This window comes from Bradyrhizobium sp. USDA 3315 (genome assembly GCF_054056795.1).
This window is the reverse complement of sequence record NZ_JBSRYP010000001.1, coordinates 8278811-8295307: the sequence shown is the minus strand read 5'-3', so window position 1 is coordinate 8295307 and position 16497 is coordinate 8278811. Positions and strand designations below refer to the sequence as shown.

17 protein-coding genes are annotated in these 16497 nt (G+C 64.5%); 12 read left to right on the top strand and 5 right to left on the bottom strand.

All coding sequences use genetic code 11. The features are described 5' to 3' along the window. Positions 1-198: 198 nt before the first annotated feature. The 4 genes from ACVIYL_RS38965 (at position 199) to ACVIYL_RS38950 (ending at position 3545) form a co-directional block, all read left to right on the top strand. On the top strand, positions 199-606 hold the full coding sequence (locus ACVIYL_RS38965) for a hypothetical protein (protein WP_456781054.1): 408 nt from the start codon (positions 199-201) through the stop codon (positions 604-606). 148 nt (positions 607-754) lie between these two features. Beyond that, the gene (locus ACVIYL_RS38960) at positions 755-1534 is read left to right on the top strand and encodes an NYN domain-containing protein (RefSeq protein WP_253609452.1); all 780 of its coding nucleotides are present in this window, start codon (positions 755-757) and stop codon (positions 1532-1534) included. A 214-nt stretch (positions 1535-1748) separates the two neighbouring features. After that, the gene (locus ACVIYL_RS38955; RefSeq protein ID WP_016842369.1) at positions 1749-2138 is read left to right on the top strand and encodes a DUF1236 domain-containing protein; all 390 of its coding nucleotides are present in this window, start codon (positions 1749-1751) and stop codon (positions 2136-2138) included. 345 nt (positions 2139-2483) lie between these two features. Beyond that, complete coding sequence (locus ACVIYL_RS38950; protein WP_456781053.1) at positions 2484-3545, top strand: ketopantoate reductase family protein; 1062 nt, start codon at positions 2484-2486, stop codon at positions 3543-3545. 61 nt (positions 3546-3606) lie between these two features. On the opposite strand, the gene ACVIYL_RS38945 is transcribed toward ACVIYL_RS38950, so the two are convergent. The 3 genes from ACVIYL_RS38945 to ACVIYL_RS38935 form a co-directional block, all read right to left on the bottom strand. Continuing rightward, positions 3607-4710, bottom strand: a complete 1104-nt coding sequence (locus tag ACVIYL_RS38945) for a tetratricopeptide repeat protein (RefSeq protein WP_456781052.1) — start codon at positions 4708-4710, stop codon at positions 3607-3609. A 232-nt stretch (positions 4711-4942) separates the two neighbouring features. Next, positions 4943-5545 carry a thiamine pyrophosphate-dependent enzyme gene (locus tag ACVIYL_RS38940; protein WP_456781051.1) on the bottom strand — a complete coding sequence of 201 codons (603 nt, stop codon included), beginning with the start codon at positions 5543-5545 and terminating at the stop codon, positions 4943-4945. Positions 5546-5553: 8 nt separating this feature from the next. Beyond that, positions 5554-6105, bottom strand: a complete 552-nt coding sequence (locus ACVIYL_RS38935) for a thiamine pyrophosphate-binding protein (protein ID WP_092079801.1) — start codon at positions 6103-6105, stop codon at positions 5554-5556. A gap of 187 nt (positions 6106-6292) precedes the next feature. Between ACVIYL_RS38935 and ACVIYL_RS38930 the strand changes: the two genes are divergently transcribed. From ACVIYL_RS38930 to ACVIYL_RS38915, 4 genes are all read left to right on the top strand, one after another. After that, a complete protein-coding gene (locus ACVIYL_RS38930) occupies positions 6293-7258 on the top strand; it encodes a Bug family tripartite tricarboxylate transporter substrate binding protein (protein ID WP_456781050.1) in 966 nt (321 codons plus the stop codon). Positions 7259-7261: 3 nt separating this feature from the next. After that, on the top strand, positions 7262-8158 hold the full coding sequence (locus tag ACVIYL_RS38925; protein ID WP_456781049.1) for an amidohydrolase family protein: 897 nt from the start codon (positions 7262-7264) through the stop codon (positions 8156-8158). Between the two features lie 15 nt (positions 8159-8173). Continuing rightward, positions 8174-9223: a hydroxyacid dehydrogenase gene (locus ACVIYL_RS38920; protein ID WP_456781048.1), complete on the top strand. Its 1050-nt coding sequence runs from the start codon at positions 8174-8176 to the stop codon at positions 9221-9223. Positions 9224-9880: 657 nt separating this feature from the next. After that, positions 9881-10093 carry a hypothetical protein gene (locus ACVIYL_RS38915; RefSeq protein ID WP_028345217.1) on the top strand — a complete coding sequence of 71 codons (213 nt, stop codon included), beginning with the start codon at positions 9881-9883 and terminating at the stop codon, positions 10091-10093. A 241-nt stretch (positions 10094-10334) separates the two neighbouring features. Here the strand turns inward: ACVIYL_RS38915 and ilvD are convergent, their stop codons facing one another. After that, positions 10335-12179, bottom strand: a complete 1845-nt coding sequence (gene ilvD, locus ACVIYL_RS38910; RefSeq protein ID WP_456781047.1) for a dihydroxy-acid dehydratase — start codon at positions 12177-12179, stop codon at positions 10335-10337. A gap of 218 nt (positions 12180-12397) precedes the next feature. Here ilvD and ACVIYL_RS38905 point away from each other — a divergent pair, with 218 nt between their 5' ends. Genes ACVIYL_RS38905 through ACVIYL_RS38895 form a run of 3 tightly spaced genes read left to right on the top strand, consistent with a single transcriptional unit; the run spans position 12398 to position 14367 of the window. Beyond that, positions 12398-12955: a carboxymuconolactone decarboxylase family protein gene (locus ACVIYL_RS38905; RefSeq protein WP_456781046.1), complete on the top strand. Its 558-nt coding sequence runs from the start codon at positions 12398-12400 to the stop codon at positions 12953-12955. 4 nt (positions 12956-12959) lie between these two features. Next, a complete protein-coding gene (locus ACVIYL_RS38900; RefSeq protein ID WP_310882800.1) occupies positions 12960-13823 on the top strand; it encodes an SDR family NAD(P)-dependent oxidoreductase in 864 nt (287 codons plus the stop codon). A 16-nt stretch (positions 13824-13839) separates the two neighbouring features. Further along, positions 13840-14367 carry a VOC family protein gene (locus ACVIYL_RS38895; protein WP_310882799.1) on the top strand — a complete coding sequence of 176 codons (528 nt, stop codon included), beginning with the start codon at positions 13840-13842 and terminating at the stop codon, positions 14365-14367. A gap of 5 nt (positions 14368-14372) precedes the next feature. On the opposite strand, the gene ACVIYL_RS38890 is transcribed toward ACVIYL_RS38895, so the two are convergent. Continuing rightward, on the bottom strand, positions 14373-15365 hold the full coding sequence (locus tag ACVIYL_RS38890; RefSeq protein WP_456781045.1) for a LysR family transcriptional regulator: 993 nt from the start codon (positions 15363-15365) through the stop codon (positions 14373-14375). A gap of 91 nt (positions 15366-15456) precedes the next feature. On the opposite strand from ACVIYL_RS38890, the gene ACVIYL_RS38885 reads away from it, so the two are divergent. Beyond that, a complete protein-coding gene (locus ACVIYL_RS38885) occupies positions 15457-16482 on the top strand; it encodes an ABC transporter permease (protein WP_456781044.1) in 1026 nt (341 codons plus the stop codon). Positions 16483-16497 lie beyond the last annotated feature (15 nt).

Genomic DNA, 16497 nt, shown 5'->3' with positions numbered 1-16497 from the left:
CCCGTGATCCGGCCGACCATCCTTGTCGCGTCGAGCATCCTGTGAAGCGGCATCAAGAGCCGGTTAACGGCATCCGAGAAATCGGGGGCTAACGGATAATCCGGCTTTAATGGGGAGCCGACTAAACGTCACGTAGTTGCAAGGTGCCGGATGCCTGGAGGTATCCGATGTTGCGTCGGGCGGAGGCGTTTTCCCCATATGTCAGTTCAGGCCGATCTGGATTTTGCGAGCGACGATCGCGCGAGGGCGCAGATCGGCGCGGCGGTGAACTATCTGCTCAGGGACGCGACCGGCGTCGCGCGTGAGCATGCCGTCGAGACCATTGTCGAGATGGTGCGCGACGTCGCAAGCCGGCCGCTCACTGTCGAAGCGGCATCGATTCAGCCGCTGATGAGCGGCGTCAGCTATCGGGATTTTGTCATCGATGCCTACCGGCGCGATGTCGATCGCTGGCGCGCGACCATCCGCCGTTCGAACGGCAAGAAGATCCGGATCGCTTCGCCGCCGTCGGTGCGCGACGAGGCGACGACCACAGCGGACGCGATCACCGCCGAGAAGGCCATCGAGTTCGCCAGGCGGGCGATCGACTTGGGCGAGGTAATCTGACCTCGCCGCCTCAAGGCTCGCATCGCCGCGACGTCTTGGCGATGCCGCCTATGCTTGGGACGCGCGATGTGCTCCGATACGGCAGCTGCGCCGGTTCCGCAGCTGTCTGCGGAATTGTCCATTCATCCTGTCCCAGCCGAGAAATGCCATGCCTTCCGAACTCCGTTCGCCTCGTCTGGCCGTCCTGATCGACGCCGACAACGCATCTGCCAAGATCGCCGATGGGCTGTTCGAGGAGATCGCCAAGATCGGCGAGGCCAGTGTGCGCCGCATCTACGGCGACTTCTCCAATCCCAGGTCCAAGGGCTGGGCCGACATACTGTCGAAGCACGCCATCATCCCGCAGCAGCAATTCGCCTATACGACCGGGAAGAATGCATCCGACATCACCTTGGTGATCGACGCCATGGACCTGCTGCACAGCGGCCGGTTCGACGGGTTCTGCCTGGTGTCGTCGGACAGCGATTTCACCCGGCTTGCCGCCCGCATCCGCGAGCACGGCATCGACGTGTTCGGGTTCGGCGAGCAGAAGACGCCGGAGAGTTTTCGGCAGGCCTGCCGCCGGTTCGTCTATACCGAGAATCTGCGCGGCGGCGCGCCGAGCAATCAGGATGCCGCCGTGCGGGCGCAGCCGTTGCAGCCGCCCGAGGCCGCCACGCCGATCATCAAGAAGGTCATCAGCCAGATGGCGAGCGAAGACGGCTGGGTCACGCTTGGCGAGGTCGGACGGCAGCTGGCCAATTTCGCGTCGGATTTCGATCAGAGGACCTACGGCTTCCGCACCCTCGGCGAGCTGGTGCGCAGGACCAACGCTTTCGAGATCGAGTCGAAGGGCGGGACGATGCGAATCCGCATCAAGCCAGCGGCTGCACCGCCGCCAAGACGGCGAGCTCCGAGACGGCGAGCCGATCAAAAGCCGTCGGAATGAACGGCGCGCCGCGCGCTCTGTTCTGAACGATCTCTGAATCTGAACCCAGGATGAATGCTGCTTCGGACATTGTTCGGAGCGGCATTTTCGTTTGTGTTGGAATCAAGCGAATTGCGCACGGAACTGGAGTTGCGCGGGTTGCAGCATTGGAACTGGAACGTTCTCGTTGCTTGCGATGTTGAGGGGGCATCGATCAATTCGGAGGAGGAGAATCATGAACAAGCGTTTTGCTGTGTCCCTTGTCGCTGCTGCGTCGCTGCTCGCGTCCGGCTCGGCCTTCGCGCAGTCCACGACCGCGGCGGGTGCCGCGAACGGCGCGCGGGCCGGTGGCGAAATCGCGGGCCCTGTCGGCGAGATCGTCGGCGGCACGGTGGGTGCCGCAGTCGGCGCCGGCCTCGAGATTCCGAATGCGGTGATCACCTCGATCCCGCGCAACGAGCCGTCGGTGGTGGTGCGTGAACGCGTCGTGGTCGGCGAGCCGCTGCCCGACACCGTCGTGCTGCGCCCGGTGCCGCGCTACACCGAGTATCGCTACGCGGTCGTCAATGATCGCCGCGTGATTGTGGAGCCGCGCACCCGCCGGATCGTCAAGATCATCGACTGATCGCGTGATCGCGCCTGTTCCACCGTCATTGCGAGGAGCTCGCGACAAAATTGCAAGCAATTTTGCGCTGAAGCGACGAAGCAATCCGTCGCGCCGCGTATGCTGAAGCATGGATTGCTTCGCTACGCTCGCAATGACGAAAGCAAGGAAATGACATCCTCGCGGGCCCATCGCCCGCGGGGATTTTCTTGGTCCGATTTTCGTGGGTCCCATGAATACCGGCATGGCACGGGCCCGCTTTTTTCATGAAGCGACCGGTTGGCCTGACGCCGCGATCCCCTAAACTGATCCGCAACGGATGGACGCAGCCAGCGTTCGTCTCAATCAAGAGCAGGGGATGGAGACATGGCTCGGAAGATCGCGATCGTCGGCGCGGGCGCTGTCGGCGGCTATGCCGGTGCGCATATGGCGCAGGCAGGGGAGGACGTCACCTTCATCGATCCCTGGCCCGCGCATGTCGAGCACATGCGCAAGCACGGCCTGCGCGTCACGCACGCGATGGACGTCGCGGAATTCTCGGTGCCGGTGCGCGCACTTGATGTCACCGACGCGCAGCAGCTGGCGAAAGAGAAGCCGGTCGACATCGCCTTCGTCTGCATGAAGTCCTACGACACCGCCTGGGCCACCATGCTGATCCGGCAATATCTGGCGGCGGATGGCTACGTCGTCTCGCTGCAGAACTGTATGAACGAGGAAACCATCGCCGGCATCGTCGGCTGGGGCAAGACGCTCGGCTGCATCGCAAGCAGCATCACCGTCAATTTGCCGGAGCCGGGCCATATCCACCGCGGCGCCGGCAAGGGCGGCGCAGCGCACACCGTGTTTCGCGCCGGCGAGGTGCATGGTCGCATCACGGCGCGGGCGGAGGAAGTCTGCCGCCTGGTCGGTTATTCCGACAGCGCCAAGGTGACCTCCAATCTCTGGGGCGAGCGCTGGTCCAAGCTCGTCGCCAACGTGATGGGCAACGGGCTCTCGGCCTGCACTGGTCTAACGGGCGGCGAGGTGCTGCAAAGCGAGCCGCTGCGCCGCTTCTCGACGCGACTCGGCAGCGAGGCGATCCGGGTCGGCCAGGCGCAGGGCTATCAGCTGGAGGAGATCCTGCATCTGCCGCCCGAGACCATCGCCCGCGCCGGCGAGGGCGACGAGGCCGCGACGCGCGCCTGCGACGAGCAGCGCTTCAAGGATGCCAAGCGCACCTCATCGGCGCAGCGCCCCTCGATGGGCCAGGACATGCAGAAGGGCCGCCGCACCGAGATCGAATTCCTCAACGGGCTCGTGGTTCGCGAAGGCGAGAAGCTCGGCATCACCTGCAATGCCAATGCCGCGCTGACCGACATCGTCAAGCGCGTCGAGCGCGGCGAGCTCGCGCCGGATCCGCGGCACATCACGGAGTTGAGGATGAATTGAGGGCGAGTTCAATATCGCGAACCGGCGCGCCACCGCTCTGATGGGGTAATGGGCATGGTCGTCACTTGATCCCATACCTTGCCAAATCGTCGGCAACATTTGGCCTCACCGCCAACGCAGCGGCAATATCGACGTCGCCGGCCTCGACGTCTCCCTTCTGGCGCTTGGCCGTTCCACGACCGTAAAGCGAAAGCCCTATTTTGGGATCGATTCGCAGAGCGGAATCATAGTCGGCGATGGACTTATCGAGTGCGCCTTTCTTGAGATAGGCAAGGCCACGACTATCGAGAATGCTGGCATCATCTGGCTTGATACGTAGGGCCTCATCGCAATCGGCCAGTGCGGCATCGAGGGCGCCCAGCATGACCCGGAGCAGGCATCGACTGTTAAACAAGGCGGCGTTGCGGGGCTCAAGCTTCAAGGCTTGCTCAAGGTCAATCAGGGCGCGATTATAGTCGTGCTTTCCCGCGTATGCACGGGCCCGACGCCAGCGAGCGGTCGCATTTCCGGGATCAGCGTCAAGAGCGATCGCCCGCTCGTAATCCGAATTGGCGCGCTCGCGATCGCCTCCTAGCTCAAACGCTTCGGCTCTCGTGCTATAGCCGGCCGGGCACATCGGGTCCAGCTTGATCGACTGGTCCAAGTCTTCGATGGCCCGTCCATATTCGCGCTTACTGATGTAAATCTGGCCGCGGATCACATAAGCGCGGGCGTTGCTAGGATACAGTCTGATGGCTTCGCCGGCGTCCTCAATTGCGTGCTCATGGTCCGCCATTCGGAAATAGGTCCCGGCACGTCCGAGCAAGGCGACCGAAGAACTGGGATCGAGAGCAATCGAACGATTGTAGTCCTCCAGTGCTTTGTCGGGCTGGCGGATTCCCAGATAAAGTCTGGCTCGTCGGGCAAATAGCCGCGCGTTGTCCGGATCGAGCTCAATCACGCGGCCAAGGCCTTCTATGGCTCTCTCGTAAGCGCCCGTGGACGATAGTGCGGTGCTCGCAACCATCGCACCAGCCTTTCTGCTTTTGGCGAGCGCAGGGGCATCGGGAATTCTGCCTTCGGCTGCTGGCGGTGCATCGTTACGGCAGGCCGACACGATCCTTTGCTGCTGCTGCGCGTTCTGCGCTCGAGCACCGTCAGTTCCACCAGCGATGATCAGGAGCACCGATAACGCGGAAGCCATAGTTGGCCGCACTATCGTATTCCCAAGGGATTGGAGACCTACAGACCTACACGCCATAGTGTCGTTTCAATCAAGGCTAGGTTCGCCTTGGGACATGGAGATGACGACATTCGAATGTCTCTACCGGGCATCGACGTGGCGCGTATTGTTCACATACCTAGCATTGCTGCGCGGTGTCTACCACCACGACCAGGATGCTTCGTGCGGCAGGCCCCTACAGCAGCTGCCTCACCCCCATCCCATGCATGAACCGCTCGCGGATCTGCACGGGGTCGCGGCGGGTGGTGCCGGTGCCGGGCTTATCGTCGATGCGGACGCCGATCAGGGTTGGGCTGGAGGCCTGTTTCGACTGCTCGATCAGTCGCTCGAAATCGTCCTCGTCGGCGGCCCATGAGCTGCTCGCGATGCCGCTGGCGATTGCGACCTGAACGATATCGGTATGGCCGGCGGCCGGCGTCGGCTGCGCGCCCGTGATCTGGTAGATACCGTTGTCCATCACCACCATGGTGAGATTCTTCGGCGCCAGCGTCGCGATGGTCGAGAGGCAGCCGAGCTGCATCAGCAGCGAGCCGTCGCCTTCCAGTGCGAACACGCGCCGCTTCGGCTGCGCCAGCGCGACGCCGAGCGCGATCGGAAACGCGAGTCCCATGCTGCCCAGCATGTAAAAATTCTGCGGGCGGTGGCCGGCGGCCCAGAGGTCGAAATTGGTGTTGCCGATGCCGCCGATCACGGCCTCGTCCTTCAGCCCGGCGACGAGGCGCTGGGTGAGCTCGAAGCGGTTCATCACCTTGGTGTTGCGCGCGGGGGTGCTGGTCATGGCTGATCTCACTTGTCGAAGGTCTTGCCGCCGGTCAGCAGCGGCGAGAGGATCAGCGCCACCGGCGCCTGGGTCGTGACGGCCTGCTTGATCGAGCGGTCGGCGATGAATTCGAGCTCGTCGAGCCGGGTGACGGTGTGATGCTCCATCGCGAGCGAATCCAGCACCGGGCGCATGGTGCGGCAGACCAGCGCCTGGCCGTAGTTGAACTCGCCGAGCGTGCCGCGCTCGGAGACGAACATGATCAGCGGGATCTGGTAGGGCACCGCGAGCGAGGCCAGCACGTTGGCGAGCGTGGCAAAGCCCGAGGTCTGCATCAGCACCGCGCCGCGGGTGCCCGCCATCCACGCGCCGGAGACGATGCCGACCGCTTCTTCCTCGCGCGCGGTCGGAAACGTCGTGAAATAGGGATCGGCGTGCAGGTCCTTGATCAGCGTGGTCAGCACCCGGTCGGGCACATAGGGCACCAGCTTGATCTCGTTCCGCTTCAGCGTCTGCAGCACGATGCCGTGCCAGGTGGTTGCCGTCTTCTGGGACGAGGCTTGTTCCGCGGCCGCCATCCTGTTCTCCCTGCTCGCGCGACGCTGGTGGCCGCTTGCCGCACGAAACTTGACGCGGTGCCTGCGATTGTCAACATGCCGCGGCCGCAACGCGATCTGCGGAATTCGGCCATCGCAGCGCCGAACCAACGTGCGATACAGGCGTAACGAAAAAGGGACGGTAGCGATCAAGGGACGGGAGGCGTCGATGGCCGGATGGGTCTGGCGGACCGCCATTGCGGCAGCGGCCACGGTTGTGGCCGGCCTTGCGTCCGCGCAGCCGTTCCCGGCCAAGGCCGTTCATATTCTCGTTCCCTATCCGCCCGGCGGCGGCGTCGATGTGCTGACGCGGACGCTTGCCGAAGCGGTGTCGAAGACCTGGACGCAATCGATCGTGGTCGAGAACCGGCCCGGCGCCGGCGGGGTGATCGCCTCGCAGGCGATCGCGACCTCCGCGCCCGACGGTTACAATCTGATCATGGTGGCGAGCGGCCACGCCACCAATCCGTTCCTTTATCCAAAGCTGCCCTACGACACCTTCAAGGATTTTTCGCCGATCTCGCTCTTGGCGTCGTCGCCGAACGTGCTGCTGGTGCGCGCGGATTCGCCGTTCAAATCGGTCGCCGACGTCATCGCTGCGGCGAAGGCGAAGCCCGGCAGTCTCTCCTTCGCCCATGCCGGCAACGGCACCTCGACCCATCTGGCCGGCGAGCTGCTCAACAATCTCGCCAAGATCGAGATCAGTGCGATCCCCTACAAGGGCGGAGCGCCCGCGATCAACGATCTGCTCGGCGGGCAAATTCCGCTGTCGTTCAACAACGGACCAGAATCGGTCGGGCAGCTGCAGGCCGGCACGGTTCGCGCGCTGGCGGTGACGACCGGCTCGCGTGCGCCGTTCCTGCCTGACGTGCCCAGCATGTCGGAGACCGTGCCGGGCTATGACACCGAGGTGTGGTGGGGGCTGCTCGGGCCCGGCAACATGCCGGCCGACCTCGTCGCCAAGATCTCGCATGATTTCGTCGCGGCGGTGAACACCGATGCCGTGAAGGAGCGGCTCGGCAAGCTCGGTGCGATTCCGATCGGCTCCACGCCGGACAAGTTCGCCGCCAAGATCAAGGCCGACTACGACAAATGGGGGCCGATCATCAAGGCCGCCGGCATGAAGGCGGAATAGAACATGGCTGCGTCGGAGATTCCCGCCTGCCTGCCGCCGCGTCCGGTGACGCCGCCAAGGGACAAGCTGCCGCCAAAGGCCTGCGATACGCATGCGCATGTGTTCGGCCCGGCTGACCGCTTCCCCTATGCCGGCGATCGCAGCTACACGCCGCCGGACGCGCCGCTCGCGACCTATCTCGGCATGCTCGATACACTCGGTTTCGCCCGCGGCGTGCTGGTGCAGGGCAGCGCGCACGGCCACGACAATTCGGCGATGCTGGATGCGTTGCAGCGTGAGCCCGCGCGGCTGCGCGGCGTCGCGGTGGCCGATGCCGATGTTTCGGCAGGCACGCTGCGGCAATGGCATGTGCTCGGCGTCCGCGGTCTGCGCTTCAACCATTTCTTCCGCGGCGGGCAGTTGCACTATCGCGGCGGCATTCCCCTGAACGTTGCCGAGACGCATGCGGGCGTGATGGCCGAACTCGGCTGGCATCTGCAGCTCTGGATCGACGTGAAGGATTTGCCTGACACGATCCCGACGCTGAAGACGCTCGGGTTGCCGGTCGTGGTCGATCACATGGGCCGCACCGATGCTGCCGCTGGCATCAACACCGCGGGCTTTCAGAGCCTGCTGCGTGCGGTGGACGAAGGCTGGTGCTGGGCCAAGCTCTCGGGCGCGCATCGCCTGAGCCGGCGGGCCCCTGATTATCCCGATGCGCGGCCGTTCCACGAGGCGCTGGTGTCGACCAATCCTGAAAGGCTGGTGTGGGGCGGCGACTGGCCGCATCCGCGGGTCGAAGGCGAAATGCCCGACGCTGGCCATCTGCTGACGCTGTTCCAGGACTGGACGCCGGACGCGGCGACCCGGCACCGTATCCTCGTCGACAATCCCGCACGACTCTATGGCTTCCCAAACTGAAAGCTGCTCGAAGACATGACCGTCAACAACAAGCGCGTGTTCTACGTCAAATACCTCGCCCACGAGATCTACGTCGATATCCTGAAGAAGCGGCTGGACGTCAGGCTCGATCGTCTCGAGAACGAGACGCCGGAGGCGACGTTCGCGCCGGTTCTTGCCGACGCGCATGCCTATCAGATCGGCGCGGCGCGCGATGAGCTGGCGCCGCATTTCCATGCCCACGCCGAGCTGTTGAAGCGTGCGCCGAATCTTCTGATCGTGTCGTCGAATGGTGCCGGCTTCGATCCCGTCGATGTCGATGCCTGCACCGCGGCGGGCGTGCTTGTCGTCAACCAGTCCGGCGGCAACGCCAATTCGGTCGCCGAACACGCGCTCGGCATGATGCTGACGCTGTCGAAGCGGATCATCCAGTCCGACCGCAGGCTGCGGCGCGAGGCCAATGTCAACCGCAACGACCTGATCGGCAACGAGCTGAAGGAGAAGACCGTCGGCATCGTCGGTCTCGGCAATGTCGGCCGCCGCATCGCCGAGCTGTGCAGAGGCCTCTTGCACATGAAGGTGATCGCCTACGATCCCTATCTCACGGCGGATGAGATGGCGAAGCGGGGCGGGGAGAAGGTCGAGCTCGACGATCTCCTGCGCCGCGCGGACTTTGTTTCGATCTCGTGTCCGCTGGACAAGAACAGCCGCGGCATGATCGGCGCGCGCCAGTTCGCGCTGATGCAGCCGCACGCCTACTTCGTCACCACCGCACGCGGCTTCATCCACGACGAGAAGGCGCTGGAGGAAGCGCTGCGTGACAAACGCATCGCCGGGGCCGGGCTCGACGTCTGGGACAAGGAGCCGCCGCCGCCGGATCATCCGCTCTTGCAGTTCGACAATGTGCTGGCGAGCCCGCACACCGCCGGCGTCACCCGCGAGGCGCGCATCAACATGGGCCGGATCGCCGCCGAGCAGATCCTCGATGCCCTCGACGGCAAGCGCCCGCCGCGCATCATCAATCCCGAGGTCTGGCCGGTCTACGCAAGACGGTTCGAGAAGGCGTTCGGGTTCATGCCGGGGTAGGGTCGGCAGTGCCCCTGCGGGGCCGCGGCTGCGCGCGGTCAAAAATATCGAAAACAACCCCATGCAAAGGAGCTGGCGGCTGTCGGCGTTCGAGCAGGCATCTTGACGCGTCGGGCAACTCAGGGGTACATTTCCAATATTCAGAAATCGTGCAAGCGCTGGGCTTTGCGGGGGGAGAATACCCGCAAGGGCGGAAGGGAACTCTTCCGCCGGTGCTTCCCTCGCACAAGCGGCCAGCCGTGCGAGGGTTGTTGCGCGGGCAAAAACACCGGAGAAAATCTCCTTCGTTGCAGCCTCGATCGGGGCAATAAACCCACTGCCGAACGACCGCCTCGCAACACGTCCGTTTTTATTTTCCCTGAGATATCGACGGCTTAGCCCGAAATCGCCATTTTCCGTCTGTGCCCGACCAACCCGGGCACGGAAGGAAGATTTTCATGCGACAGGTCCAGTCATTGCTCCGCAACGCGCCCGCCAGGATCGGCCGCCGTCTTGCGCAGATCGTCGCGATCGCCGCCGCCAGCCTGCCCCAGGCCGGCGCGTAGCTTTTCCCGCTGCGAACAGTCGCACGCGTATCAGCCGAATTAACTCACTACCCTTTCGTGTTAGTGCTAGCGTGGTACCCCCGGGCTCTGCCGGTGCAGCAGGGAGGGTTCCATGTCACGCTTCGTCGTTCATTTCATGAAAGACGTGCTCGGCGGCAATGGCCGCGAGCGCGAGGTTTGCCAGGGCGCGCTTGAGATCGACGCCTCGAGCGAGGGCCAGGCCACCGAGATGGCCAAGGTCAAGTTTTGCCAGGAACAATCGCTGTGCGACTGGTCACTGCATGCCGACCGCATCCGGATCGAGGCGGCCGACTTGCACGCCTGAACCAGATGGACCGCGTGTGGCGGCATCCGACCTCTCCCTGTGGGAGTTTGGGGCGCGATCCAATGGTGCCGTCATTGCGAGGAGCTCGCGACAAAATTGCAGAGCAATTTTGCGCTGAAGCGTGGAAGCAATCCATGGTTCCGCATGTGCGGACAGAAGGATTGCTTCGCTGCGCTCGCAATGACACAGGAGAAGCCAACTCGCTCTTGCGAAGTGAACGGCCGAGTTCAGCTCGCCCCGATCACTCCGGCAGGATGCGAACCGCGCCCTTGGCCGCGCTGCTGGCGAACGCCGCATAGGCCTTCAGCGCGGTTGAGACGGCGCGCTTGCGTGGCGCTGCCGGCTTCCAGGCCGCGTTGCCCCTGGCTTCCATCGCTGCGCGACGGCGCTTCAGCTCGGCATCGTCGACCTTGAGGTTGACCTTGCGGTTCGGGATATCGAACTCGATGATATCGCCTTCCTCGACGAGGCCGATCAGGCCGCCTTCGGCGGCTTCCGGCGAGACGTGGCCGATCGACAGGCCCGACGATCCGCCCGAGAAGCGGCCGTCGGTGATCAGCGCGCAGGCCTTTCCGAGGCCTTTCGACTTCAGATAGCTGGTCGGGTACAGCATCTCCTGCATGCCCGGGCCGCCGCGCGGACCCTCATAGCGGATCAGCACGACATCGCCGGCCTTCACCTTGTTGCCAAGGATGGCTTCGACCGATGCGTCCTGGCTCTCGAAGATGCGGGCCGGGCCCGAGAACTTCAGAATGCTCTCGTCGACGCCGGCGGTCTTCACGATGCAGCCATCCTCGGCAAGGTTGCCGAACAGCACGGCGAGGCCGCCGTCCTTGGAATAGGCGTGCGCGGCATCGCGGATGCAGCCCTTGGCGCGGTCGAGATCGACCTCGTCGAAGCGGCGGTCCTGGCTGAAGGCTTCCTGGGTCGGCACGCCGCCCGGCGCGGCGCAATAGAAGTTGCGTACTTTGTCGCTTGTGGTCCGCACGACGTCCCAGCGGTTCAGCGCATCGTCCAGCGTTGCGGCGTGCACGGTCGGCCCGTCGGTCGTGAGCAGCTTGGCGCGGTCGAGCTCGCCGAGGATCGCCATGATGCCGCCGGCGTGATGCACGTCCTCCATGTGGACGTCCTGCACCGAGGGCGCGACCTTGCAGAGCACCGGCACCTTGCGTGACAGGCGGTCGATGTCGGTCATCGTGAACGGCACTTCGCCCTCGCGCGCGGCGGCGAGCAGATGCAGCACGGTGTTGGTCGAGCCGCCCATCGCGATATCGAGCGTCATCGCGTTCTCGAACGACTTGAAGTTCGCGATGTTGCGCGGCAGCACCTTGGCGTCGTCCTGCTCGTAGTAGCGGCGGGCGAGGTCGACGATCAGATGGCCGGCCTCGACGAACAGGCTCTTGCGGTCGGCGTGGGTCGCCAGCACCGAGCCGTTGCCGGGCAGCGCGAGGCCGAGCGCCTCGGTCAGGCAGTTCATCGAGTTCGCGGTGAACATGCCGGAGCAGGAGCCGCAGGTCGGGCAGGCCGAGCGCTCGATCACCGCGACGTCCTCGTCCGACACGTTGGAGTCGGCGGCCGCGACCATCGCGTCGATCAGGTCGACCGCGCGCTTCTTGCCCTTGAGCACGATCTTGCCCGACTCCATCGGTCCGCCCGAGACGAACACGGTCGGGATGTTGAGCCGCAGCGTCGCCATCAGCATGCCGGGCGTGATCTTGTCGCAGTTGGAGATGCAGACCATCGCGTCGGCGCAATGCGCGTTGACCATGTATTCGACGCTGTCGGCGATCAGCTCGCGCGAGGGCAGGCTGTACAGCATGCCGTCATGGCCCATCGCGATGCCGTCATCGACGGCGATGGTGTTGAACTCCTTGGCGACGCCGCCGGCCTTCTCGATCTCGCGCGCGACCAGTTGGCCGAGATTCTGCAAATGGACGTGGCCGGGCACGAACTGGGTGAAGGAATTGACCACCGCGATGATCGGCTTGCCGAAGTCCTCGTTCTTCATGCCGGTGGCGCGCCAGAGGCCGCGTGCACCCGCCATGTTGCGGCCGTGGGTGGTGGTGCGGGAGCGATAGGCGGGCATCGTAAATCCTTCTCAAATCCTTGGGCAAAGGGCATTTTTTAGGGGAGTTGGCGCTCCTTATGCCTGCCCGTGGATGCGGATTCAAGCGCGGAACCGCATGGCTGAACCCCGCAATTCGGGCAATGTCGCGCGGGCGGCTTGATCTCGGTCGGCCCGGTGCATTAGCTGGTCGCACCGACGGCAAGAATAACGAACAAGCAAAAAAGGGAGAGACACGCGTGGCAAGGCTGCCCCTGATTGATCCGGAGACGACGAGCGGAGAGATCCGCGCCTCATTCGACCGCATGCCGGTCAAGCTCAACATCTTCCGCATGATGGCCCATGCCGAGGCCAATATGATCCCGGCGATGCGGCTCGCCAATTCGATCCTGCACAAGCAGAAGCTGTCGGCGGTCAACCGCGAGCTCTTGATCCTGCAGGCCGCGCAGCTCGAGGGCGGCGCCTATGAATGGCGGCAACATGTGCCGATCGCGCTCGGTGTCGGCGTCACCCAGACGCAGATCGATGCCGTCGAGCGCGGCGAATACGACGATGCTGCACTCAACGCAGCCGAGCGTGCGCTGCTTCGCTTCGGCCGCGAGGTGGTCGAGAAGGTCCGCGTCGGCGATGCGGCCTTTGCCACGGTGCGCGAGCATTTCAGCGATCAGGAGATCGTCGAGACGATCGTCGCGCTCGGCTTCTACATGATGATGGCGCGGCTGACCGAGGCGACCGAGACCGATCTCGATCCGGCCGCCGGCATGGCCGTGTTCGAAGGCGGCAAGAAGCGGGATTGACGAGATGTCGGAGATTTCGCAAGAGGCCAATAAAGACACGAAGCCGGAGCGCTATGTCAGTCCGCTCAGCGCGGAATCGGCCGGCACCGCGCCGGGCAGGGGGCGGCTCAACGGCCGCCGCATCCTCGTGGTCGGCGGCGGCCAGCGGGTGTTCGATGCCGCCACCGATCCGATCGGCAACGGCCGCGCCATGAGCCTGCTGTTCGCACGCGAGGGCGCGCATGTCGCGGTCGCCGACCTCAACCGCGCCTCGGCCGAGGACACGGTTGCGCGCATCGCTGCTGACGGCGGCCACGCTTTCGCGATCGCCGCCGATGTCACCATGGAAGCCGACGTCATCAGGATGATCGACGAGGCGCATCGCACGATGGGCGGGCTCGACGGCATGGTGCTGAACATCGGTACCTTCGGCAAGACCGGGCTCGACAATGTCAGCGCGGAGGAATGGAACAGGATCTACGACGTCAATGTCCGCGGCCCGATGCTGTGCTGCCGCGCGGCCTTGCCGAAATTCGAAGACGGCGGCTCGATCGTGTTCATTTCCTCGATCGCGGCGCTGAAGGCGGGATCGCAGATGGCGGTCTATGATTCCTCCAAGGCCGCGCTCGGCGGCCTGATGCGCAACATCGCACACACGGGCGCGCGGCGCGGCATCCGCGCCAATCTGGTCTATCCCGGGCTGGTCGACACCCCGAACGGCCGCGAGGCCGGCGCGGGCCGGCCGTCGCGCGGCAAGGGGCATATCCCGTTCGGCCGTCAGGCGACGGCGTGGGAGATCGCCTATGCCGTGCTGTTCTTCATGTCGGATGAAAGCGTCTATGTCACCGCGCAGACGCTCGCGGTCGACAGCGGGCTCAGCGGTTTGTGAGCGGCGGGGAGGGCGCATGAGCGCATTGTTCGGCAAGGTCTGTCAGAACGGCTACGTCGTTCGCGACATCGATGCGGCGCTGAAGTTCTGGACCGAGACACTGCGGGTCGGGCCATTCTTCCTGATCCCCTCGGTCAAGGTCGATTGGTTCCGCTATCGCGGCGTGGACTCCGCGGTCGAGATGTCGATCGCGCTGGCCAATTCCGGCGATCTGCAGATCGAGCTGATCCAACAGCGCAACGACGCGCCGTCGATGTATCTGGATTTTCTGGCGCGCCACGGCGAGGGCCTGCAGCACATGTCGTACTGGAGCACGGACTACCAGTTGCTCTATGACCGCGCCGTCGCGGCAGGCTTCACGGTCGGTCATGAAGGCCAGATCGGCGGCCCCAAGGGACGCTTCGCCTATTTCGACACCGCCGGCCATGCCGGCACCGTGATCGAGATCTCAGACATCTCGGGATCGAAGGGGCGGTTCTTCGAGAAGATCAGGACCGTGGCCGCGACCTGGGACGGCTCGGACCCGATCCGCGTGGTGGGCTGACGCGGCTATTCGGCGGCGAGGCTGGCCGGCGCCGGATATCCCACGCGGGGCCGCATCTTCGCGCGCCCGTTCTTGCGGCCGAACTGGCTGCCGGCCAGCAGCGCCGCCGCGGCGCGCAACTGCTCGCGCAGCCATTGATTGGTGGTGTCGTCCTCGGCGGTGGCGTGCCAGTAGAGATAATTGACGTGCGGACTGATCGGGAACGGGCAGGGGAAGCACTGCAGCAGCCCGGGATCTTCCAGCACGGAGGCGGCGCTCTCCGAGGCGGTCAGCAGCATGTTGCTGCGGCTCACGACGTGGCAGGCGGTTGCGAAATTCTGACAGGTCAGGCGAACAGTGCGGGTCAGGCCGAGGCGCTGGAGCTGAAAATCCTCGAACGACAGCCCGCTGCGCCGCGACGTCACGCAGACATGCTCCATGCGTAAATAAGCCTTCTTGTCGAGCCGGCTGCCGAGCTCGGGATGGCCGCGCCGCGCGAACACCGCGATATGCTCGGTCAGGATCTGCTCGCGCCGCACCTCCGCCGACAGCGGCAATAGCGTATCGATCGCGACGTCGAGGGTGCCGGCGGCAAGCTCGCGCTCGAGATTGTTGCGCTCGCTGCGCACGGTGGCGATCTCGACCAGCGGCGCCACGGTGCTGATCCGGTTGACCAGCGCGCTCAGCATCGGTGCCTCGAGATTGTTGCGCAGCCCGATCACGAACCGCTTCGGCGTCTGCGCCGGATCGAACCGGTGGGTGTGGGTCAGCGTCGTCTCGAGGCCGTTGAGCGCCTGGCGCACCGTGGTGATGATCTGCCGGGCCAGCGGGGTCGGCGTCATCACGTGGTTGCGGCGCACGAACAGCGGATCGTTGAACATCGCGCGCAGCCGGCTCAGCGCGTGGCTGACCGCGGGCTGGGTCAGGTTGAGGCGGAAGCAGGCGCGGCTGACGCCGCCCTCGGAATAGATCGCGTCGAACACGACGAACAGGTTCAGATCGACGTCGCGTACATGCATGGAAATGATCAATCCGTATCCGTCGAATGCATTTGACGAATACTAATCGGCACTCTTAAAGTCTCAAGCAAAATAATACCTGGAGGAAACGATGAGCGTGCAATCGCCATCGCGCGGCGTTGCTGTCCCTGCGGCATCATCTCGCCTGGGCGCAATGTTTGCGAAGCCGAGCCAGGAGCAGATCGTGCTCCTGATCACCATCGCGCTCCTGATCGTGTTTGGCCTGACGCTGAACGGCTTCGCCACCGTCTCCAATCTCCTGAATTTGTTGCGGAGTATTTCCATCCTCGGCGTGCTCGGCCTCGGCATGGGGCTGATCGTGATCAGCCGCGGCATCGACCTCTCCGAGGTCGCGATCATGGCGGGTTCCTGGGCGATCGCTTTGATCTACATGCAGAACGGCATGCCCGTTTTCACGGCAGTGCTGCTGGCGCTGGCGGTCGCGGTGCTGATCGGCGTCGTCAACGGCGTGATGGTCGCCTTCGTCGAGGCGCCGGCGCTGTTCGTGACGCTGGCTGCCGGCTTCGTGATCTATGGCCTCGCCTTCTGGATCGCGCCGGCCTGGGTGGTCTATGCGCCGAAGGATGCGCCGGGCCTGACGTATCTCGGCGCCGGACGGCTGTTCGGCATCCCGGTTCCGATCCTGGTGTTCGCGGCCTGTGCAATCGCGATGCATTTGTTCCTGTCGCGCACCTCGATCGGCCGCTTCATCTATTCGCAGGGCGACAATCCGGAGGCCGCGCGGCTGACCGGCGTCGCGCTGCGGCCGCTGATCGTGCTCGAGCACGTGCTGGTTGCACTACTCGCCTGGATTGCGGGCCTGGTCTGGGTCGGCACCACGGGCAGCATGCAGATGGCGATCACCCAGGGCACCATGATCTTCGACGTCGTGCTCGTTGTCGTGATCGGCGGCATCAGCCTGATCGGCGGCCGCGGCAGCGTGTTCAGCGTCGTGGTCGGCTGCATCCTGATCGGCACGCTGCTCAACGCCTTCACCATCATGGACGTCAACAGCGAGGTGCAGAACATCATCAAGGGCGTGGTGCTGCTGGCCGCCATCGTGCTCGACAACTGGCTGCATCCCCGCGACGAGGAGACCGCGCGGCAAGGGGACTGAGACGAGGCGACTGAG